Source organism: Amycolatopsis sp. lyj-109, from assembly GCF_046548995.1.
Lineage (GTDB): Bacteria > Actinomycetota > Actinomycetes > Mycobacteriales > Pseudonocardiaceae > Amycolatopsis.
Window position 1 is genome coordinate 129078 of sequence record NZ_JAJPWR010000011.1, and the last position, 20413, is coordinate 149490.

At 71.6% G+C, this 20413-nt stretch carries 19 protein-coding genes; 7 read left to right on the top strand and 12 right to left on the bottom strand.

Annotation, left to right across the window (positions count from 1 at the left end):
- Positions 1–2: 2 nt before the first annotated feature.
- From ACLJQF_RS25080 to nadD, 3 genes are read right to left on the bottom strand one after another with little or no spacing between them, the layout of a single operon-like run.
- Complete coding sequence (locus tag ACLJQF_RS25080; protein WP_410612077.1) at positions 3–617, bottom strand: histidine phosphatase family protein; 615 nt, start codon at positions 615–617, stop codon at positions 3–5.
- Positions 614–1009, bottom strand: a complete 396-nt coding sequence (rsfS, locus tag ACLJQF_RS25085) for a ribosome silencing factor (protein ID WP_247020711.1) — start codon at positions 1007–1009, stop codon at positions 614–616. The genes ACLJQF_RS25080 and rsfS overlap by 4 nt, the downstream gene beginning before the upstream one ends.
- 60 nt (positions 1010–1069) lie before the next feature.
- A complete protein-coding gene (gene nadD, locus ACLJQF_RS25090) occupies positions 1070–1639 on the bottom strand; it encodes a nicotinate-nucleotide adenylyltransferase (protein ID WP_410612252.1) in 570 nt (189 codons plus the stop codon).
- Positions 1640–1835: 196 nt separating this feature from the next.
- On the opposite strand from nadD, the gene ACLJQF_RS25095 reads away from it, so the two are divergent.
- The 5 genes from ACLJQF_RS25095 (at position 1836) to ACLJQF_RS25115 (ending at position 7802) form a co-directional block, all read left to right on the top strand.
- On the top strand, positions 1836–3947 hold the full coding sequence (locus tag ACLJQF_RS25095; RefSeq protein ID WP_410612080.1) for a RecQ family ATP-dependent DNA helicase: 2112 nt from the start codon (positions 1836–1838) through the stop codon (positions 3945–3947).
- Positions 3948–4043: 96 nt separating this feature from the next.
- Positions 4044–5330, top strand: coding sequence for an MFS transporter (locus ACLJQF_RS25100; protein WP_410612082.1), 1287 nt, complete (start codon positions 4044–4046; stop codon positions 5328–5330).
- A 70-nt stretch (positions 5331–5400) separates the two neighbouring features.
- The gene (gene argS / locus ACLJQF_RS25105) at positions 5401–7122 is read left to right on the top strand and encodes an arginine--tRNA ligase (protein ID WP_410612084.1); all 1722 of its coding nucleotides are present in this window, start codon (positions 5401–5403) and stop codon (positions 7120–7122) included.
- A gap of 12 nt (positions 7123–7134) precedes the next feature.
- Entirely contained in the window at positions 7135–7521 is a 387-nt protein-coding gene (locus tag ACLJQF_RS25110; RefSeq protein ID WP_410612086.1) for a PPOX class F420-dependent oxidoreductase, read from the top strand.
- The gene (locus tag ACLJQF_RS25115) at positions 7518–7802 is read left to right on the top strand and encodes a putative quinol monooxygenase (RefSeq protein ID WP_410612088.1); all 285 of its coding nucleotides are present in this window, start codon (positions 7518–7520) and stop codon (positions 7800–7802) included. Before ACLJQF_RS25110 ends, ACLJQF_RS25115 begins: the two co-directional genes overlap by 4 nt.
- On the opposite strand, the gene ACLJQF_RS25120 is transcribed toward ACLJQF_RS25115, so the two are convergent.
- Positions 7772–8371, bottom strand: a complete 600-nt coding sequence (locus ACLJQF_RS25120; protein WP_410612090.1) for a TetR/AcrR family transcriptional regulator — start codon at positions 8369–8371, stop codon at positions 7772–7774. The genes ACLJQF_RS25115 and ACLJQF_RS25120 overlap by 31 nt on opposite strands.
- Positions 8372–8432: 61 nt before the next feature.
- On the opposite strand from ACLJQF_RS25120, the gene ACLJQF_RS25125 reads away from it, so the two are divergent.
- Positions 8433–9146, top strand: coding sequence for an SDR family oxidoreductase (locus ACLJQF_RS25125; RefSeq protein WP_410612092.1), 714 nt, complete (start codon positions 8433–8435; stop codon positions 9144–9146).
- A gap of 106 nt (positions 9147–9252) precedes the next feature.
- Here the strand turns inward: ACLJQF_RS25125 and proB are convergent, their stop codons facing one another.
- From proB to ACLJQF_RS25150, 5 genes are all read right to left on the bottom strand, one after another.
- The gene (proB, locus tag ACLJQF_RS25130) at positions 9253–10362 is read right to left on the bottom strand and encodes a glutamate 5-kinase (RefSeq protein ID WP_410612094.1); all 1110 of its coding nucleotides are present in this window, start codon (positions 10360–10362) and stop codon (positions 9253–9255) included.
- Positions 10359–11816 (bottom strand): GTPase ObgE, encoded by a 1458-nt coding sequence (gene obgE, locus ACLJQF_RS25135; protein WP_410612096.1) that lies wholly within the window; start codon positions 11814–11816, stop codon positions 10359–10361. The genes proB and obgE overlap by 4 nt, the downstream gene beginning before the upstream one ends.
- Positions 11817–11923: 107 nt before the next feature.
- A complete protein-coding gene (rpmA, locus tag ACLJQF_RS25140) occupies positions 11924–12184 on the bottom strand; it encodes a 50S ribosomal protein L27 (RefSeq protein WP_410612097.1) in 261 nt (86 codons plus the stop codon).
- A gap of 40 nt (positions 12185–12224) precedes the next feature.
- Positions 12225–12539, bottom strand: coding sequence for a 50S ribosomal protein L21 (gene rplU / locus ACLJQF_RS25145; protein WP_410612254.1), 315 nt, complete (start codon positions 12537–12539; stop codon positions 12225–12227).
- Positions 12540–12704: 165 nt separating this feature from the next.
- Complete coding sequence (locus ACLJQF_RS25150) at positions 12705–15722, bottom strand: translation initiation factor IF-2 N-terminal domain-containing protein (RefSeq protein WP_410612098.1); 3018 nt, start codon at positions 15720–15722, stop codon at positions 12705–12707.
- A 549-nt stretch (positions 15723–16271) separates the two neighbouring features.
- Between ACLJQF_RS25150 and ACLJQF_RS25155 the strand changes: the two genes are divergently transcribed.
- Positions 16272–17708 (top strand): S8 family peptidase, encoded by a 1437-nt coding sequence (locus tag ACLJQF_RS25155; RefSeq protein ID WP_410612100.1) that lies wholly within the window; start codon positions 16272–16274, stop codon positions 17706–17708.
- Positions 17709–17824: 116 nt separating this feature from the next.
- Here ACLJQF_RS25155 and ACLJQF_RS25160 read toward each other — a convergent pair whose 3' ends face one another.
- Genes ACLJQF_RS25160 through ACLJQF_RS25170 form a run of 3 tightly spaced genes read right to left on the bottom strand, consistent with a single transcriptional unit; the run spans position 17825 to position 20409 of the window.
- Positions 17825–18649 (bottom strand): ABC transporter permease, encoded by an 825-nt coding sequence (locus ACLJQF_RS25160; protein WP_410612102.1) that lies wholly within the window; start codon positions 18647–18649, stop codon positions 17825–17827.
- Complete coding sequence (locus ACLJQF_RS25165) at positions 18650–19453, bottom strand: ABC transporter permease (RefSeq protein ID WP_410612103.1); 804 nt, start codon at positions 19451–19453, stop codon at positions 18650–18652.
- The gene (locus tag ACLJQF_RS25170; protein WP_410612105.1) at positions 19453–20409 is read right to left on the bottom strand and encodes an ABC transporter ATP-binding protein; all 957 of its coding nucleotides are present in this window, start codon (positions 20407–20409) and stop codon (positions 19453–19455) included. The genes ACLJQF_RS25165 and ACLJQF_RS25170 overlap by 1 nt, the downstream gene beginning before the upstream one ends.
- Between the last annotated feature and the right edge of the window lie 4 nt (positions 20410–20413).

Consider the following 20413-nt stretch of genomic DNA (forward strand, 5'->3'; position numbering starts at 1 on the left):
GGCTAGCCGTGCATCCCCGCGTTGTAGGCGTGCAGCCGCCACTTCCCGTCGCGGCGGCCCAGCTCGACCCAGTGGCAGTTCGAGATCCCGCCGAGCGACGGCCAGGTCTCCACCGGCAGGACCAGCAGCCGCGCGGTCAGGGCGATGATCAGCCCGCCGTGCGCGGCCAGCAGCACGGTGTCGCCCGCCGCGGAATTGGCCTGCTGCAGGTCGGTGACGACTTCGACCGCGCGGTCGGCGACGTCGACACGGCTCTCGCCGCCCGGCGGGGCCCAGGTCGCGTCGGTGCGCCAGCGGTCGCGCTCACCGGGGTACGCCTGGTCGACTTCCTCGCCGGTGAGCCCCTGCCACTCGCCCAGGTGCGTCTCGCGCAGCCGCTTGTCGATGCGCAGGGGGACGCCGATCGCGTCGGTGAGCACGGTGGCGGTGTCGGTGGCGCGACGCAGGTCGGAGGCGATGACGAGGTCCGGGGAGAAGCGGGCCAGTGCGGGCACCGCGAACCGGGCCTGGTTCCAGCCGCGCGGGGTCAGCGCCGAGTCGAGGTGACCCTGCATCCGCCCGGCGGCGTTGTAGTCCGTTTCGCCGTGACGCCAGAGCACCAGCCTCCGCGGGCTCACGGGACGTCCGGGTCCTCGTCCGCGGGTGGCTCCTCGAGACCGGCCACCTCGATGCGCGGGCAGTCCTTCCAGAGCCGCTCGAGGCCGTAGAAGGTGCGCTCTTCGACGTGCTGGACGTGCACGACGACATCGACGTAGTCGAGCAGCACCCAGCGCCCTTCACGGGCGCCTTCGCGGCGGACCGGCTTGTGCCCGCTCTCGCGCAGCTTCTCCTCGACGTTGTCGACGATCGCGCCGACGAGGCGCTCATTGGACGCGGAGGCGATGACGAAGGCGTCGGTGATGACGAGCTGTTCGGACACGTCCAGCACGACGACGTCGCTGGCCTTCTTGTCCGCCGCCGCGTGGGCGGCCGCTACGGCCAGCTCTCGTGCCTCGGACGTGGCTGTCACAGTGCTCCTTTTCCGGATCGGGTTCGCCCGAGAAGGGTACCCGCAGGCACCGACAGTGGTTCAGTCGCTCTTCCGGTAAAGGTCCTTCTTGGTGATGTAGCGGACGACACCGTCGGGCACGAGGTACCAGACCGGCTCCCCGCGTCCGACCCGATCGCGGCAGCCGGTGGACGAAATGGCCATCGCGGTGACCTCGACGAGGCTCACCTTGCCGCTGGGCAGGTGGTGGGAATTGAGCCGGTAGCCGGGCCGGGTGACGCCGATGAAGTGCGCGAAGTCGAACAGCTCGTCGGCCTTGTGCCAGGTCAGGATCTGTTCGAGCGCGTCCGCGCCGGTGATGAAGAAGAGCTCGTCCCCCGGGTACTCGGCGTGCAGGTCGCGGAGGGTGTCGACGGTGTAGGTCGGGCCGCCGCGGTCGATGTCCACGCGGCTGACGGAGAAGACCGGGTTGGACGCGGTCGCGATCACCGTCATCAGGTAGCGGTCCTCGGCCTTGGTCACCTCGCGGGCGGTCTTCTGCCACGGCTGCCCGGTGGGGACGAAGATCACCTCGTCGAGCCCGAACCGGGACTGGACCTCGCTCGCCGCGACGAGGTGACCGTGGTGCACGGGGTCGAAAGTGCCGCCCATGACCCCGATCCGCCGTGGTGACATGACCGGAGAGCCTATAAGGCCGGGCACCGTGCGGCCCGGTGCTCTTCGCCACCCCGCCCGACCGTGCGAAGTTGTGATTCGGGTCACAATACGGCCCGTATTCGTCGCGAACCCTCCGTTCGCGGCGCCGCCGATTCCCGATCTGTCGGTGTCATGGGGTAGACGTGGGGACGTGGACACGACCAGCACCACCTCAGCCCTCCGCGACCGCGCCGAGACCCTCCTCCGGGCACTGGCCGGCGATGCGGCGAAGCTGCGCGAAGACCAATGGACGGCCATCGAGGCCTTGGTCGCGCAGCGACGCCGCGCGCTGGTCGTGCAGCGCACCGGGTGGGGCAAGTCGGCGGTGTACTTCCTGGCCACGGCGTTGCTGCGCGAACAGGGCAGCGGGCCGACGGTCATCGTCTCGCCACTGCTGGCGCTGATGCGCAACCAGATCTCGGCGGCGGCGCGGGCCGGGATCCACGCGGCGACGATGAACTCGGCGAACCCGCAGGAGTGGGACCAGGTCCAGGCGTCGGTCGCGGCCGGCGAGGTGGACGTCCTGCTGGTCAGCCCCGAACGGCTGAACAACCCGGACTTCCGCGACAACGTGCTGCCGAAGCTGACCGCGAGCACCGGGCTGCTGGTGGTCGACGAGGCACACTGCATTTCGGACTGGGGCCACGACTTCCGGCCGGACTACCGGCGCTTGCGCACCTTGCTGGGGGACCTGCCCGACGGGGTGCCGGTGCTGGCGACCACCGCGACCGCGAACGACCGCGTGGTCACCGACGTCGCCGAGCAGCTGGGCCTCGGCACCGGCGCGGACACGCTGGTGCTGCGCGGCAGCCTCGACCGGGAGAGCCTGCGGCTGTCGGTGTGCCGGCTGCCGACGTCGCAGGCGCGGCTGGCCTGGCTCGCGGAGCACCTGGCCGAGCTGCCCGGTTCGGGGATCATCTACACGCTGACCGTCGCGGCGGCGCACGACGTCGCGTCGCTGCTGAAGGACCGCGGCTACCCGGTGGCGGCCTACACCGGCAAGACCGACCCGGCCGACCGGCAGGCGGCCGAGGACGACCTGCTCGGCAACCGCGTCAAGGCCCTGGTCGCGACGTCCGCGCTGGGCATGGGGTTCGACAAACCGGACCTCGGGTTCGTCGTGCACCTCGGCGCGCCGTCGTCGCCGATCGCCTACTACCAGCAGGTCGGCCGCGCCGGGCGTGGCGTGGAGCGCGCCGAGGTCGTGCTGCTGCCCGGGGAGGAGGACAAGGCGATCTGGGCGTACTTCGGGTCGCTGGCCTTCCCGGACGAGCTCCGGGTGACCCAGGTGCTGAACACCCTCTCCTACGCCGACCGTCCACTGTCGACGGCCGCGCTCGAGCCGTCGGTGGAGCTTTCCCGGTCACGGCTGGAAATGGTGCTCAAGGTCCTCGACGTCGACGGCGCGGTCCGGCGCGTCAAGGGCGGCTGGACGAGCACGGGCGAGGAATGGCAGTACGACCGCGGGCGGTACCGGCGGGTGGCGGAGGCGCGCGACCGCGAGCAGGAGGCGATGATCGGCTACCTCGCGACCGGCGGCTGCCGGATGGAGTACCTGCGGCGCCAGCTCGACGACCCCGACGCGGTGCCGTGCGGTCGATGCGACAACTGCACCGGACAGCACTGGGACACGACGGTGGCCGACGAGGTCGTCGACGCGACCCGGGAACGCCTGCAGCGGCCCGGCGTCGAGGTCGCGCCGCGGAAGCAGTGGCCGACGGGCATGTCCTCTTTGGACGTCCCGGTGTCCGGGCGGATCTCGGCCGACGACCAGGCCGAGCCGGGCCAGGTGCTCGGGCGGCTCACCGACGTCGGCTGGGGCAACCGGCTGCGGGAGCTCGTCGGTCCCCAGGCGAAGGACGGCGAGGTGCCGGACTCGGTGTTCAAGGCCTGCGTCCAGGTGCTCGCCGGGTGGCAGTGGGCGCAACGGCCGGTCGCGGTGGTCGCCGTCCCGTCGGAGACGCGGCCGCAGCTGGTGTACAGCCTGGCGACCCGGCTGGCCGAGATCGGCAGGCTGGACTTCATCGGCGCGCTCGACGCGGACGGCCCGCCACCACGCCAGGCGAACAGCGCGCAGAGGCTGGCCGACCTGTGGCGGCGGCTGAGCATGCCGGCCGACCTCGCGGCGGCGCTGCCGCCCGGGCCGGTGCTGCTGGTCGACGACGTCATCGACACCGGCTGGACGATGACGCTGGCCGCGCGGCTGCTGCGGCGGGCCGGGGCGCCCGCGGTGCTGCCGTTCGCGCTGGCCAGCACGGCCTGAGGGAGGAGGACGAAGAAACCGGGCAGTCAGGATCTTTCGCACTGCGAAGGAATGTGGCAAAGTCCCGTTCCACCTTCGGGTGACGTGGAGGCCGCCATGACCGAATCCGCCGTCCAGGTGTCACAGCGCCACCGGCTGCCGGTGCGCAAGCTGTTCGCCGCCAGTGCCGGGAACGCGCTGGAGTGGTTCGACTGGACGATCTACGCGACGTTCAGCATCTACTTCGCCAGTGCGTTCTTCCCCGCCGGGAACGACACGCTCGCGCTGATCAACACCTTCGCCGCCTACGCGCTGGCGTTCTTCTTCCGGCCGCTCGGCGGCATCCTGCTCGGGCGGTTCGCCGACACCCGCGGCCGGAAGCCCGCCATGATCCTCACCATCCTGCTGATGGCGGGCGGCTCGGTCGCGATCGGGCTGCTGCCGACGTTCGCGCAGGTCGGCTGGCTCGCGCCGATCCTGCTGCTGCTCGCGCGCATCGCCCAGGGGCTGTCGCTCGGCGGCGAGGTGTCTAACGCGTCGGCCTACCTGGGCGAGATCGCGCCGCCGGAACGTCGTGGCCGGTACTCGGCGTTCTTCTACATCTCGACCGGCTCGGCGGTGCTCGTCGCGACCGTGCTCGGCTTCGTCCTGGCCCGCGCGCTGGACAAGGCACAGCTCGCGTCGTGGGGCTGGCGGCTGCCGTTCCTGCTGGGCGGCGTCTTCGGCCTGGTCGGGCTGTGGCTGCGTCGCAGCCTCGCGGAGACCGAGCTGTTCGAGCAGACGAAGACCAAGGCGCGGAAGATCGAACGGCCGCTGCTGACGACGCTGACCCACCACCCGAAGGCTGTCGGCCGGCTCGTCGGCTTCACGATGCTGTCGACGCTTTGCTACTACACGTTCTTCAGCGCACTCACGTCGTTCGCGGTGAAGAACCGGCACGCCGACGCCGACACCGTCTTCCTCGCCCTTTCGGTCGGCACCGCGCTGTTCATCGCGCTGCAGTACCCGCTCGGCGCGCTGTCGGACCGGGTCGGCCGGAAGCCGCAGCTGCTCGTCTGGTCCGGAGCGACCGCGGTCGTCGTCGTGCCGCTGTCCACTTTGATCGGTCCCGGCATCGGCGGCCTGCTCGTGGTGTTCTGCGTCGGGCTCGGGCTGTACACGGCGATGACGTCGATCGCGCCGGCCATCATGAGCGAGCTGTTCCCCACCGAACTGCGCGCGCTGGGCATCGGGGCCTGGTACAACCTGACCGTCGCGATCTTCGGCGGCACCGCTCCCCTGCTCATCACGCTGTTCGGCGCCGTGTCGCCGACGCTCTACTTCTGGTACGTCGCCGCGGGCGCGGCGATCGCGTTCGCGGTCATCCTCACGCTTCCGGAGACCAAGGGCAGCGAGCTGGAGTAAACCCTTCGTCATCGGCCGGTCACGCTCGCTACGCTGCGGACTTCCGTGACCGAGCCGAAGGAGGGACACCGTGCACACCGCCGACGTTACCGAGGAGCTGGCACGCCGCGTGGTGACCGCCGCCGGCCGGGCACTGGACGTCGAACTGACGCCGGAGCAGGCGCTCGTCCAGGCGTCGCCACGCGAAGGCGTCGACTTCCAGGCCAACCTCGCGATGAGCCTGGGCAAGCAGCTCGGCCGGCCGCCGCGCGAGGTCGCCGCCCTCATCGCCGGGGCGCTGGAGCTCGACGGGATCGCCGACCCACCCGAGATCGCCGGGCCGGGCTTCCTGAACTTCGTGCTGCGCACGCACTGGCTCGAGTCGGCCACCGCCGCCCTGCTCGGCGATCCGCGTCTCGGCGTGCCGGAAACCACCGTGCCCCGGCGGATCGCGCTCGACTACAGCAGCCCGAACGTCGCCAAGGAGATGCACGTCGGGCACCTGCGCTCGTCCGTGATCGGCGATGCGCTCGCCCGGCTACTGCGGTTCGCCGGGCACGAAGTGCTGCCGCACAACCACCTCGGCGACTGGGGCACGCCGTTCGGCATGCTCATCGAGCACCTCCTCGACGTCTCCGCCGGGCAACGCGCGATCGCCGACCTGGACGCCTTCTACCGCGAAGCGCGCCGGAAGTTCGACAGCGACGAAGCGTTCGCGACGCGGGGGCGCACGCGTGTCGTCAAGCTGCAGAGCGGCGACGAAGACACCCTCGCCGTCTGGCAGGAGCTCGTCGACGAGTCGACCCGGCACTTCGACGAGGTCTACGCGCTGCTCGGGATTTCCTTGACCGGCAAGGACATTTACGGCGAAAGCTTCTACAACCCGTACCTCGCCACGGTCGTCGACGACCTCGGGGCAGCCGGCCTGACCGAGGTCAGCGACGGCGCGATCTGTGTGTTCCCCGAAGGGTTCCGCAACCGCGAAGGCGACCGGCTGCCGCTGATCGTCCGCAAGCGCGACGGCGGCTACGGGTACGCCGCCACGGACCTGGCGACCGTCCGGTACTGGACGGCCGAGCGCGGCGCGACCGACCTGCTCTACGTCGTCGGGACACCGCAGGCGCAGCACTTCGCGATGCTGTTCGCCACCTGCCGGGCGGCGGGCTGGCTGACCGGGCACGCCGAGCACATCGGCTTCGGCACCGTGCTGGGCGCGGACGGCAAGGCCATGAAGACCCGGGCCGGCGAGACCGTCAAGCTGGTAGACCTGCTGACCGAAGCCGTGACGCAGGCCGCGGCGGTCGTTGCCGAACGCAGTGAGCTCGACGCGGCGGGCCAGGCCGAAGTCGCCCGGGCGGTGGGCATCGGCGCGGTGAAGTACGCGGACCTGTCCGGCGACCGCGAGCGCGACTACGTCTTCGCCTGGGACCGGATGCTGGCCAAGGAGGGAAACACGTCGGTGTACCTCCAGTACGCACACGCACGGACGCAGTCGATCATTCGGAAGGCAGGCGGCTTGCCCGACGGCACCGACGTCCTGCTCGAAGAGCACGCGGAACGGGCGTTGGCGCTGAAGCTGCTCAGGTTCGGCGAAGCATTGAAGGCGGCGACGAGTGCCTACGCGCCGCACAAGCTGTGTACGTACCTGTACGAGACGGCTGTCGCTTTCTCGCGGTTCTACGATGACTGTCCGGTACTGAAGGCGCCTTCGTCCGAGCTGCGCGCGTCGCGGCTGAGGTTGGCTACGCTGACGTCGAACACGCTTGCGCTCGGGCTCTCCCTGCTCGGCATCGAAGCGCCCGACCGGCTCTAGCGGGAGACTACTGTGGAACTGCCCGGCGACCTGCTCGCTCTGCTGCGCGGGCCCAGCCTGTGCTTCCTGTCGACGGTGATGCCGGACGGCTCGCCGCAGCTCACCCAGACCTGGGTGGACACCGACGGCACGCACATCCTCGTCAACACCGTGCTGGGGCACCAGAAGCAGCGCAACATCGCGCGTGACCCGCGGGTGGCGCTCAACGTCGCCGACCGCGACCGGCCGTCGCGCTACTACGCGATCCGCGGGCAGGTCGTCGACATGACCGAGGACGGCGCCGTCGAGCACATCGAGGAGCTTGCGCAGCGCTACCTCGGCGGCCCTTACCCGTGGTGGGGCGGGCGCGATCAGACGCGGCTGCTGCTCACGATCAAGCCGGAGCGGATCGCGTCGTGATCATCGTGGCGGGGTGGCTCGCGGTCGCTCCCGAAGCCCGCGACGCCTACCTCGAAGGCTGCGCCGAAGCCGTGCGGCTCGCCCGCGAAGCCCCGGGTTGCCTCGAGTACGCACTGGGCGCCGACCTGCTCGCTCCCGAGCGGGTCACGGTGTACGAGCGCTGGGAATCCGACGAAGACCTGGAGCGCTTCCGCGGGTCCGGGCCGTCGGACGAGCAGGCGGTGCAGATCCTCGACGCTTCGGTGGCCCGCTACCGGATCTCGGCGGTCGAGGCGCCGTGATCCGACAGTAGCGCCACCAGTTCGTCCGCCAGACCGCCGTCGACCGGTTCGCGTGTCGCGAGGAGGCGGTACCAGAGCGTCCCGAACACGACGTCGATCACCGTGCCGGGGCGGACGCCGGCCGGGAGTTCACCGCGCTCGTGGGCGCGGTCGACGAGCGCGGCGAGCGCGGCGCGGCGACGGAACAGGAAGTCCTCGCGGAAGCGGTTGCCGAAGTCCGGGTCGATCTGCGCCTGGGCCATCAGCGCCCGGAGCGTGTCCGCGACCGGGGACTTGCCGCCCAGCTCGAACGTGCCGGCGAGGAAGCCGGCCAGGTCCGCGCGGAACGACCCGGCGTCGGGGACGGGGATCTGCAGGTCCGCCTTCGTCGCGAGCGCGTCGAGCAGGACGTCGGCCTTCGACGGCCACCAGCGGTAGATCGTCTGCTTGCCGACGCCCGAGCGCGCGGCGATGCCCTCGATGGTCAGCGCGCCGTAGCCGGCCTCCGCGACCAGTTCGAGCGTCGCGGCGAGGATCGCCAGGCGGCTCTGTTCGCTGCGTTTGCGTCCGGGGCGGGACTGGTCGGTCATGGGATCCGATGGTAGCGTCGATTTCGAAACGAGACGTACCGGTTCGAAATGAGGAACAAGCATGAGCATCGCTCTCGTGGCCGGCGGCACTTCGGGCATCGGCCTGGCGACCGCGCGACGGCTGCAGCAGCGGGGATACGACGTCCACGTCACCGGGCGCGGCAAGGAGCGCCTCGACGACGTCGCGTCGAGCGATCCGGAACTGACCGGACACCAAGCCGACGGCGGTGACGCCGTCGCGATGGCGGCGCTGGCCGGGTCGCTCGGGACGGTCGACGTACTGGTGGTGAGCCTGTCCGGCACCGAAGGGATGGGGCCGATCGACGCGCTGGACCTCGCGATGCTGCGGCGGGCGTTCGACGCGAAGTTCTGGGCGCACCTGACGACGATCCAGGCCGTGCTGCCGCACCTGGCGGCGGACGGGTCGATCACGCTGCTCAGCGCGATCACGGCCCGGGCGGCGATGGCCGGCACGGCGGGGATCGGCGCCCTGAACGCGGCAATCGAAGCGCTGGTCAAGCCGCTGGCGGTCGAGCTGGCGCCGAGGCGGGTGAACGCGGTGTCGCCGGGTGTGGTCGACACGGCTTGGTGGAGCGGCTTCCCGGAGGAGATGCGGGAGGGGTTCTTCGCGCAGACGGCGGCTTCGATCCCGGTCCGCCGGGTCGCGACGGCCGACGACGTCGCGGAGGTGGTCACCCTGGCGGCGACGAACCCGAACCTGACCGGCACGGTCCTGGAGGCCGACGGCGGAGCCCGCCTGGTCTCGCTGGGCTGAGCACGAGCGGCACTTTCACGTGAAAGTGCCGCCGGTCTCGCGTGGGGAGGGGCGACACGGTGATGCCCGTCCATTCACGCGAGATGCCCCGCGGATCACGCTTGGGTCAGCGGCGGAGGGGGACGAGGTCGTCGGCGTGGACTACCTCGCGGCGTTGCTCGGGCGGGAGTTCGGGGGTGGAGCGGCCGATCAGGTCCGGGAGCTCCGTCGCGTCGAAGGCCACCACTCCGCGGGCGACCGCGCGGTCCTTCGCGTCCACCAGGTCGACGACGTCGCCCGCCTGGAAATCGCCGTCCACGCCGGTGATGCCGGCCGCCAGGAGGGACCTGCGGCGGCGGACCACCGCGGTCACCGCGCCGTCGTCGAGGCGGAGCTTGCCCGTGGTGTCCGCCGCGTAGCCCAGCCAGAACCGGCGGGCCGACAGGCGGGTGTCCGCGGGGGCGAACGCTGTCCCCGGGGAAGCCGACGTCAACGCCGCCGCGGCTTCCGACGCCGCCGCCAGCAGGACCGGGATGCCCGCGCCCGCCGCCGTGCGAGCCGCCGCGAGCTTGGACACCATGCCGCCCGTTCCCAGGCCGGAGCTGGACATGCCGACCGAGATTCCGTCCACATCGGACTCCGAGAGGACCTCCGTCAGCTTGCGGGTCGCGCCGCCGCGGGGGTCTCCGTCGTACAGGCCGTCCACATCGGACAGCAGGACCAGCGCGTCGGCGCCGATCAGGTGGGCGACCAAGGCCGCCAGGCGGTCGTTGTCGCCGAAGCGGATTTCCTCGGTCGCCACCGTGTCGTTCTCGTTGACGACCGGGACCGCGCCGAGTGCCAGCAGGCGCGAAAACGTCCGCTGCGCGTTGCGGTAGTGCGAACGGCGGACGACGTCGTCGGAGGTCAGCAGCACCTGCCCGACCGTCAATGAGTACCGCCCGAACGACTCCGCGTACGCGTGCGCCAGCGCCAGCTGCCCGACGCTCGCCGCCGCCTGCTGCGTGGCGAGGTCGCGCGGCCGCTTGCCCAGCGAGAGCGGGGCCAAGCCGGCCCCGATCGCACCCGAGGACACGAGCACGATCTGGGTCTCCCGGGCGACGCGCTCGGCGATCGCGTCGACCAGCGCGTTCAGCCGGGCCGCGTCGAGCCCGCTGCCCGCGGTCGTCAGCGCCGACGACCCGACCTTGACCACCAGGCGCCGCGCGGCCGCGATGGCTTCGCGCGTGCCGCTCACTCCTCGACGTCCAGGACGTCCTCGAACTCGTCCGAGCCGGCCCGCCGGATCCGGCGGGCTTCCTTGCGCTCGGTGGCGCCGATCCGGTCGACGCGCTCCAGCCGGACGTCGGTGCCGCGCCCGGACAGGTGCATCGCGACGCTCGGCGTCGACGGCTCCCACTCGAACTGGACGTCGCCGACCGTGACCGGGCTGCCCGGCCTCGCGCCGAGCTTCGCCAGCTTGTCCTCGACGCCGAGGCGGTTGAGGCGGTCAGCGAGGTAGCCGACGGCCTCGTCGTTGCTGAAGTCGGTCTGGCGGATCCACCGCTCCGGGCGGGCGCCGCGCACGATGAACGCGCCCTCTTCCTCCGGGTCGACCTCGACGGTGAACCCGGAGTCGTCGACGGCCAGCGGCCGCAGGACGATCTGCTCCGGTTCCAGCACCGGCTGCGCCTCGCGGTACTTCTCGACGACCGCGGCGAGCGCGAAGGTCAGCTCCCGCAGCCCCTTGCGGGACGCCGTCGAGATCTCGAACACCTGCAGGCCGCGGGCCTCCAGCTCCGGGCGGACGAACTCGGCGAGTTCGGCGGCCTCCGGGACGTCGATCTTGTTGAGGACGACCACGCGCGGACGTTCTTCGAGCTTCCCGCCGAGACTCGGCGTGTACTTCGCGAGTTCCGCTTCCAGGGCATCGACATCGGACAGCGGGTCACGGCCGGGCTCCAGCGTCGCGCAGTCGACGACGTGCACCAGCACCGCGCAGCGCTCGATGTGGCGGAGGAAGTCGAGGCCCAGGCCCTTGCCTTCGGACGCGCCGGGGATGAGGCCGGGCACGTCGGCCATCGTGAACACCGTGTCGCCGCCGGTGATGACGCCGAGGTTCGGCACCAGTGTGGTGAACGGGTAGTCGGCGATCTTCGGCTTGGCCGCGGACAGCACCGAGATCAGCGACGACTTGCCGGCGGACGGGAACCCCAGCAGGCCGACGTCGGCGACCGACCGCAGCTCCAGCGTCAGGTCGCGGCTTTCGCCCGGCTCGCCCAGCAGCGCGAACCCGGGTGCCTTGCGAGCCTTCGACGACAGGGAGGCGTTGCCGAGCCCGCCCCGGCCGCCCTGGGCGGCGACGAACGTGGTGCCCGGACCGATCAGGTCGGCGACCATTTCGCCGTCTTCGGTGAACACGACGGTGCCGGACGGCACCTTCATCACCAGCGTCTCCCCCGCCGCGCCCGCGCGGTTGCTGCCCTGGCCCATCTTGCCGTTGCCGGCCTTGGCGTGCGGGCGGAAGTGGAAGTCGAGCAGGGTGTGTACGTTCGGGTCGACGACCAGCAGGACATCGCCGCCGTTGCCGCCGTTGCCGCCGTCGGGGCCGCCGAGGGGCTTGAACTTCTCGCGGTGCACCGAGGCGCAGCCGTTGCCCCCGTCACCGGCGGTCAGGTGGATGACCGCGCGGTCCACGAACCGGGACGCCATGACTTTGCCTCACTTCACTCGCAACAAAGGGACTACACAAAACAAACGAGGGGTGGCACCGGATATTCCGGCCCCACCCCTCGTCAGAGGTCTAGACAGAAGCCGAATCAGGCTTCGACTGGCACGACGATGTTGACCGTCTTGCGGCCACGCTTCTCGCCGAACTGGACCGCGCCGGCAGCCAGCGCGAACAGCGTGTCGTCGCCGCCACGGCCGACGTTCACGCCGGGGTGGAACTTGGTGCCACGCTGACGGATCAGGATCTCGCCCGCGTTGACTTCCTGGCCGCCGAAGCGCTTGACGCCGAGGCGCTGCGCGTTCGAGTCACGACCGTTGCGGGAGCTGGACGCACCCTTCTTGTGAGCCATAGCTCAGTCCTCTTTCTAAAACGAAGATCCGGAGAAGCCCTTACAGGGAGATGGCGGTGACCTCGACGCGGGTCAGCTTCTGCCGGTGACCCTGACGCTTGTGGTAGCCCGTCTTGTTCTTGAACTTGTGGATCCGGATCTTCGGGCCCTTGGTCTGCTCGACGACCTTGCCGGTGACCGAGACCTTCGCCAACGCGTCGACGTCCGTGGTGACCTCGCCACCGTCGACGTACAAAACGGCGGGGAGGATGTGCTCGGTGCCCGGCTCGCCCTCGAGCTTCTCGACCTCGACGACGTCGCCGACGGCCACCTTGTACTGCTTGCCGCCGGTCTTGACGATCGCGTACGCCGACACGGAAGTCTCCTGCATTGCTCGACAATGGGTGGGGGCTCCGCGCGACCGGCCCACCTGATGGAACGGCGGTCCTGGACTCGCGCAGACAACCTGCTCTGGTGGCAGGCCGTACTACAGGTTACGTGGGGTGCCCCGGTGCGTTACCACCGGGGTCCCCCTAGTTGTTCACTTGCTCTGGTCGGAGGCGTGCACCGGCGGACCTGCCGGCCGCGACGCCGCCCGGCGCGGACGGCGCCGGGTGGAGCGCACGGCCGGTTCGGGCACAGTGATCTCCGGGTCGGAGACCGGCTCCGAAGAGTCCACAGCCTCCACAGACCGCACTGCCGCGGTAACGGGCTCCTCGGCCGGCTCCGGGGCCGGGGAGCGCTCGACCTCGGGCTCCTCCTCCGGCGGCACCGGCACCTCGTCGGCCTCGGTGGTCACCGGGATGCCGGCCACCTCCCTGGCCGGCTCGGCGGACGGCTCGGCCGCCACCGGCGTCTCGTCCGCCTCCGTGGTCGCCGGGACGTCCGCGACCTCCCTGGCCGGCTCCGGGGCGGGCCCGTTGCCGTTCAGGGCGCCGTGGTCGTGGTCCTTGGCGGCCTTCGCGGCGTTGGCCACCGCCGCCACCGCGGACGCGATCGACTCGCGCCGCTCCGGCGGCGGAACGGCGTGCACCTCGGCCTTGGCGGCTTCGGCCTGCTCCTTGGCGGCCTCCTCGCCCTTGCCGCGGCCCCGCGAGCGACGGGAGCTCTTCTCCCCGCCGCCGCTGTTGCCACCACTGTTGCCGCTGTTGCCGCTGTTGCCGTTCCCGCCGTGGGACTGCGCCGAGCCGCCGCTCGTGCGCTGCACCTCGGTCGAGACGAGCACGCCCCGGCCCTTGCAGTGCTCGCACGGCGTCGAGAACGCTTCCAGCAGACCGGTGCCGATCTTCTTGCGGGTCATCTGCACCAGGCCGAGCGAGGTGACCTCGGCCACCTGGTGGCGCGTGCGGTCGCGGCCGAGGCACTCGGTGAGGCGGCGCAGCACCAGCTCGCGGTTGGACTCGAGCACCATGTCGATGAAGTCGATGACGATGATGCCGCCGATGTCCCGCAGCCGGAGCTGGCGGACGATCTCCTCCGCCGACTCCAGGTTGTTGCGGGTCACCGTCTCCTCGAGGTTGCCACCCGATCCGGTGAACTTGCCGGTGTTGACGTCGATCACCGTCATCGCCTCGGTGCGGTCGATGACCAGGTAACCACCCGAAGGCAGCCAGACCTTGCGGTCGAGGGCCTTGGTGATCTGCTCGTCGATCCGGTGGTCGGCGAACGCGTCACCGGTGCCGACGTAGCGCTTGAGGCGCTCGGTCAGCTCCGGGGCGACGTGGCTGACGTAGCCGTTGATCGTCTCCCACGACCGGTTGCCCTGGATCTCCAGCTTGGTGAAGTCCTCGGTGAAGAGGTCACGCACGACCTTGACCAGCAGGTCGGGCTCTTCGTAGAGCATGGTCGGAGCGCCGCCCTTCTTGCCGGACCCGCCGGCGGCCTTCTCCTTGATGACGTCCCACTGGGCCTTCAGGCGGTCGACGTCGCGGCCCAGCTCCTCCTCGCCGATGCCCTCGGAGGCGGTGCGGATGATGACACCCGCGTCCTCCGGGACGATCCGCTTGAGGATGTCCTTGAGCCGGCGGCGCTCGTTCTCGGGCAGCTTGCGGGAGATGCCGGTGGCGCCGCCCGCGGGCACGTACACGAGGAAGCGGCCGGGCAGCGAGATCTGCGTGGTCAGCCGGGCGCCCTTGTGCCCGACCGGGTCCTTGGTCACCTGGACCAGCACCGAGTCGCCGGTGGACAGCGCCTGCTCGATCTTGCGGGCCTTGCCCTCGAGGCCGGCGGCGTCCCAGTCGACCTCGCCGGCGTAGAGCACGGCGTTGCGGCCGCGGCCGATGTCGATGAACGCGGCTTCCATGCTCGGCAGCACGTTCTGGACGCGGCCGAGGTAGACGTTGCCGACGATCGAGCCGGAGCCCGACTGCGTCACGAAGTGCTCGACGAGGACGCCGTCCTCCAGCACCGCGATCTGGGTGGAGTCGCCGTGCTCGGCGACGACCATCGTGCGCTCGACCGCCTCGCGGCGGGCCAGGAACTCGGCCTCGGACAGGATCGGGGCCCGGCGGCGGCCGGCCTCGCGGCCGTCGCGGCGGCGCTGGCGCTTGGCCTCCAGCCGGGTCGACCCGCGGACGCTGCGCACCTCGTCGCGCGCCGGGCGCTCGGACTGCTCGGCCTTCGCCTGGCGGACGTGGGTGACGGTGTTGGGCGGGTCGTCGGTGGTCTCGGCCTCGTCACCGTCCGAGCCCTTGCGGCGACGGCGACGGCGACGACGGCGGCTGCCACCTTCACCCTCGTCGGCGTCGCTGTCGGCCTCCGAAGACGACACAGAGGACACAGCCGACACAGAGGACACAGCCGACTCAGCGGCGTCCTCGGCCTCCTCGGTGTCCGCTTCGGGCTTTTCGTCACCGTTGCGGCGCTTGCGGCGCGGCTGCTCCTCGACCTGGTCGTCCTCGGTCTCGCCGGCCTCGTCGCCACCCTCGGCGCCCTTGCCACGGCCACGGCCGCGACGGCCCCGGCGGCGGCGACGGCGGCTGCCGGCGTCGTCACCGTCGTCGTCGGCACCGGTGTCGGCGTCCGGCGTGGTGTCTTCGACCTCTTCCTCGGCGACCTCGGGCTCGGGACGCGACGGCGGCTCCGCGAACGGGTCGACCGGCTTGCGGGCCGGCTTGGCCGCACGCTCGGCCGGCTCCGGCGGCAGGAAGACCGGCGACGGCGCGGCGAACACCGGCAGGTGCGCGCGGGTCTTCTGCCTCGGCCGCGGCTTCTCGGCCTCAACGACCGGCACCGACGGCACCGACGGGCGGGTCTCGGCGGGCTGCCGGGTCTCCTGGGCCACCGGCTCGGCCGGCGTGTCTTCGGTCTCACCGGGCGTTTCGCCGGGTGCGAAGGCCTCGGCCACCTTGAGCGCCACGTCCCTGGTCACGCTCGACTGCGCACTGCGCACGCTTTCGCCCAGCTCGGCGAGCTTCGCGAGGATGTCCCGGCTGTGCGACTCCAGCAGCTTGGCCAGCGCGTGCACCCGGATCCGGGGTGGCAGGTCGGCCAACGGGCCGCCCGTGGGTGTGGCGGGATTCCCGCCGGTCTGCTCGGCGGGTGTTTCCGCGTTCGACATGTGTCTCCTCCGCCCCCGGGCGCGTCTGCCGATTCGCACCGGCAGGGACGCGGCCGCGCAGGGGCCCCTTTCTGTTCGTTCCGCCGTGGTGGTCACCAGCGGCGGGAATCCTTGCCCGACAACCGGGCGCCGCACCACCGCTTCCGGTGGGGCGCAACCCGGCCAAAGGTCTGCTCGGCGGCGTGCTTGGCCAGGCTTTCGCGGCCCCCGGGCCGCCTGCCACGTCGTCCAGCCGCCCGGTTCGCGGGCGGCGACGCGCGTCACGCTGTTCATGCACATCACCGGGCCACAACGCCGCAGGCAGCACCTCTCACATGCGCCCCGCGGCCCAGCGGCCTCCCCGAGTATCCCACACCGGGTGACCACTCCGGTGTACTCGGTACCTCCCGCAGGCACCCGGGCGCGCCGTAGCGCCCCCACCCGCCCCACGGCCGGGGGAACTTCCCCGCAGCGCTTGTCCGCCGGGCACGGGGTGGCTACGGTGCGGCTCGGGGTGCCCGGGATCTCGCGCGCCGGCACCCGCGGTTCCTGCATCCGGTAGGAGGTCCGGTGTCCCTGCTGGCGCGGCCGCTGCGCGCGGCCGTGTGCACCGTCCTGGTGCTTTCGGGATGCGTCACCGCCGGTCCGGCGGTGGCCGCCGAGTCCGGCTGCGCCCACGGCCGGGCCCTCCGCTACGTCGTCACCTTCGACCGCGGCACCCCCGAGGCCGCGGCCCGGTCGGAGATCGGCGGCGCCTGCGGGACCACCACCGTCTACTACCCGCAGATCGCCGTCGCGGTCGCCACCTCCGGCGATCCGGAATTCGGCCGGCGGATCGGGCTGGACCGGGCGTTCAGCGCGCAGGCCGGGCGGCTGGCCGCGCAACGCGCCGCCGAGGTCAAGCCACAGCCCGCCCGGGCGACGCTGCCCGCGACCGATCCCGCGAAGGTGCCCACCGCGGACCTGAGCCAGCAGCAGTGGGACATGCGGATGATCGACGCCGGGGCCGGCCCGGTCGGCCCGGCTGGCTCGGCCGGCCGGCGTGCCGTCGTCGTCGGCGTGCTCGACTCCGGGATCGACCCGGACCACCCGGACCTGAGCGCCGCCATCGACCCCGGCGACTCCGCCGGCTGCCTGACCGGCGCGCCCGACCGGTCGCCGTCGGCGTGGGCGCCGACGACGTCGGTGCACGGAACGCACGTGGCGGGGATCATCGCGGCGGCCGACGACGGGCGCGGGGTGACGGGTGTGGCGCCCGGGGTGCGAGTGGCGTCGGTGAAGGTGATCGACGACCGTGGTTACGCCGACCCGGAAGCCGCGGTGTGCGGGCTGATGTGGGCCGCCTCACGGCACATGCGGATGACGAACAGCAGTTTCTTCGTCAACCCGTGGTCGCTGTCCTGCATCCGCGGCGACGACCGCGGGGTGGTGCACGAGGTGCTGGCCCGCGCGGTCGAGTACAGCACGTCGGCGGGGACGGTGAACGTGGCGGCGGCGACGAACGAGGCCGTGGACCTGACGCCGTCGGCGCGGTCGGGGACACGCGGGGTGAGCAGCGGCTGCGAGGCCCTGCCGGCCGGGCTGCGGGACGTCGTCGCGGTGTCCGCCGTCGGCGCGGGCCGGGTGAAGGCGGGCTACAGCTCGTACGGGCTGGGCGTGATCGACGTCACCGCGCCGGGCGGCGAGACGGGCGAGTGTGTGCTGTCGACGGTGCCGGGCGGGTATGCGCCGCTGTGCGGAACGTCGATGGCGGCGCCGCACGTCACCGGGGTGCTGGCCCTGCTGGCGTCGGCCGCGCCCGAGGCCCGGCCACGGCAGCTGCGGCGGGCGCTGGAGGCACAGGCGATGCCGATGCCGTGCCCGGCCGACTACGACCTGACCGGGGACGGGCTCCAGGACGCGTATTGCGCGGGGTACGAGGGGTACAACGGGTTTTACGGGCACGGGATGGTGCACGCCCCGGTGCCCGCCGCGGCGCCGGACGGGCCGCCCGACCAGGCCCGCTGACCTCGGCTGCCCGTGCGCGAAGCCGGGCCTCACGTGACGCAAGGCCGATGTCGCGTGATTGAGCGGGCATCTCGCGTGATTGGCGGGGCATCTCGCGTGATTGGGCGGGCATCACGTCAGGTCAGGAGGAGCTTGGCGATCCGGCGGGTCGCCGCCCAGAGGCCTACCGCGCCCAGGACCAGCAGGTATGCCAGGTTGACCAGCATGCTGCCGGACAGGATGCCGGTGGCGAGGCCGCGCATCAGCTCGATCGCGTGGTAGAGCGGGAGGCAGCGGACCACCCACTGCAGGGGCTCCGAATACACCGACAGCGGGTAGAACGTGGTCGCGAAGAGGAACATCGGGGTCAGGCCCAGCTGGATGTAGTCGAACTGGGCCGTCGACCGCAGGAACGTCACCAGGGCCATGCCGATCGCCGAGAACGCGAGGCCCACCAGCAACGCCGCCGGGACCATCAGCAGGGCCCACCACGACGCCAGCAGTCCCATCGCCGCCGCGATCGCGAGGAACGCCACCGCGTAGATGCCGCCGCGGGTGATCGCCCAGCCGAGCTCGCCCAGTGCCACGTCCAGCGGGCCGATCGGGGTCGCCAGCATCGCGTCGTACAGCTTCGCGTAGCGCAGCTTGAAGAACAGGTTGTACGTCGATTCGAACACCGCGCCGTTCATCGCCGACGTCGCCAGCAGCGCCGGCGCCACGAACGCGACGTAGCTCATCGGGTGCCCGCCGGGGCCCGTCACCTCCGTGACCAGCTTGCCGAACCCCAGCTGGAACGCCAGCAGGTAGAGGAACGGCTCGACCGCGCCGGACAGGAAGATCAGCCAGCTGCCGCGGTAGACCATCACCGAGCGTTCGACGAGCATGCGGGCACGGCCCGCGTACAGCGCGGGCGGGAGGATGCGCAGCAACAGGCCGGCACGGGTTTCCACGGTCGTCGTCATTCAGACCACCAGCCTCCGGTAGAAGGCCCGGTGCGCGAGCACCCACCCGGCCGCGAACAACGCCGCCAGCACGGCGAGGTGACCGAGCATCGCCCAGCCGCCGACGCCGCCGACGCTCACGCCGCGGGACAGCTGCGTGCCGTGCCACAGCGGCGAGATCCAGGCCAGCCAGCGGATCGCGCCCGGCAGCTGGGAGATCGGGAAGAACGTGCCGGAGAACAACGTCATCGGTATCAGGACGAACCGGAAGACCAGGCCGAAGCGCTGGCCTTCGTCGTAGGTCCGCGCGGCGAGCGCGGCCATCGGTGTAGTGCAGGCGAGCCCGGTGACGGTGCCGGCCAGGATCACCAGCAGCACGCCCGGCCCGGTCCAGGCGCCGAAGAACAGCGCGACGAGCGCGTAGATCACGCCCGCCAGGGTCAGCCGGAGAGCCGACCAGATCAGGTGGCCGCCGAACACCTGGCCCGGCGACACCGGCGTGGCCGTGACGGCCAGGTACTCCTTCTGCCACTTGAACCCGGAGAGCACCGGGTAGCTCGACTCGCCGACGGCCTGCTGCGCGGCCCCGGCGGCCAGCAGGGCGGGGGCGATGTATTGGAGGTAGGACAGGCCGCCGGTGACCTCGCCCGGCCGCACCTGCGAGCCGAAGCCGAGCCCCATCGCGGCGAGGAACAGCACCGGTTGCAGCCCGGTGGAGTACAAAGTGGACACCCAGTGGCGGCGGTACCAGGTCCAGCGCCCCTCGACCTGCAGCCAGGCGCCCTGCCACTTGCCGACCACCCGGCCGGTCGAGATCGTCGCCATCAGTCCACCAGCGTCCGGCCGGTGAGCCGGAGGAAGACGTCCTCCAGGGAACTGCGGCGCACCAGGCTCGACAGCGGGCGCACCCCGCGGGAATGGGCGCGCTCCAGGGTGTCCTCGCCGTCGTCGCTGTACAGCAGGACCCGGTCCGGCAGCACTTCCACGCGCTCGGACAGCCCCTCCACCTGCTGAGCGGCCGCGACCTGCTCCCCCGGCGCGAACCGCAGCTCGACCACCTCGCGCGTCGAATACCGCCGGATCAGGTCGGCCGGCGAGCCCTCCGCCGCGATGCGGCCGTGGTCCATCACCACCAGCCTGTCGCACAGCTGCTCGGCTTCGTCCATGTAGTGCGTGGTGACGATCAGCGTCGTGCCCTGGGCCTTGAGCCGGAACAGCCGGTCCCACAACAGGTGGCGGGCCTGCGGGTCGAGGCCCGTCGTCGGCTCGTCGAGCAGCAGCAGCTCCGGGTCGTTGACCAGCGAGCGGGCGATCGTCAGGCGCCGCTTCATACCGCCCGACAGCGGGTCGACCTTGTCGCCGGCCCGGTCACCGAGCTGCGCGAACTCCAGCAGCTCGTCGGCCTTGCTCCGCGCCGCCGCGCGCGACAGGCCGAAGTAGCGGCCGTAGATCAGCAGGTTCTCCCGGACCGTCAGCTCGACGTCCAGGTTGTCCTGCTGCGGCACCACGCCGAGGCGCGCGCGGATCCGCGGCCCGGCAGCCTCCGGGTCCAGCCCCAGCACGCGGAGGTCGCCGTCGGTGCGGGGCGACACGCAGGCGATCATCCGCATGGTCGACGACTTGCCGGCCCCGTTCGGGCCGAGGAAGCCGAACGCCTCCCCGCGCCGCACCTCGACGTCGATCCCGCGCACGGCTTCGAACTCGCCGAAGCGCTTCACCAGTGCCTTGGCCTGCACCAGTGCCGGTTCCCGGTCCTCCGATTCGTCCACGCTTCGCACCATAGAA

Coding starts and splice junctions, on each gene's coding strand:
- nadD (WP_410612252.1), bottom strand. CDS start 1,639: ATGGGCGGCACTTTCGACCCCGTGCACCACGGTCACCTCGTCGCGGCG.
- ACLJQF_RS25100 (WP_410612082.1), top strand. CDS start 4,044: ATGACCGAATCCGCCGTCCAGGTGTCACAGCGCCACCGGCTGCCGGTG.
- ACLJQF_RS25120 (WP_410612090.1), bottom strand. CDS start 8,371: ATGACCGACCAGTCCCGCCCCGGACGCAAACGCAGCGAACAGAGCCGC.
- ACLJQF_RS25125 (WP_410612092.1), top strand. CDS start 8,433: ATGAGCATCGCTCTCGTGGCCGGCGGCACTTCGGGCATCGGCCTGGCG.
- obgE (WP_410612096.1), bottom strand. CDS start 11,816: ATGGCGTCCCGGTTCGTGGACCGCGCGGTCATCCACCTGACCGCCGGT.
- rpmA (WP_410612097.1), bottom strand. CDS start 12,184: ATGGCTCACAAGAAGGGTGCGTCCAGCTCCCGCAACGGTCGTGACTCG.
- ACLJQF_RS25150 (WP_410612098.1), bottom strand. CDS start 15,722: ATGTCGAACGCGGAAACACCCGCCGAGCAGACCGGCGGGAATCCCGCC.
- ACLJQF_RS25160 (WP_410612102.1), bottom strand. CDS start 18,649: ATGACGACGACCGTGGAAACCCGTGCCGGCCTGTTGCTGCGCATCCTC.
- ACLJQF_RS25165 (WP_410612103.1), bottom strand. CDS start 19,453: ATGGCGACGATCTCGACCGGCCGGGTGGTCGGCAAGTGGCAGGGCGCC.
- ACLJQF_RS25170 (WP_410612105.1), bottom strand. CDS start 20,409: ATGGTGCGAAGCGTGGACGAATCGGAGGACCGGGAACCGGCACTGGTG.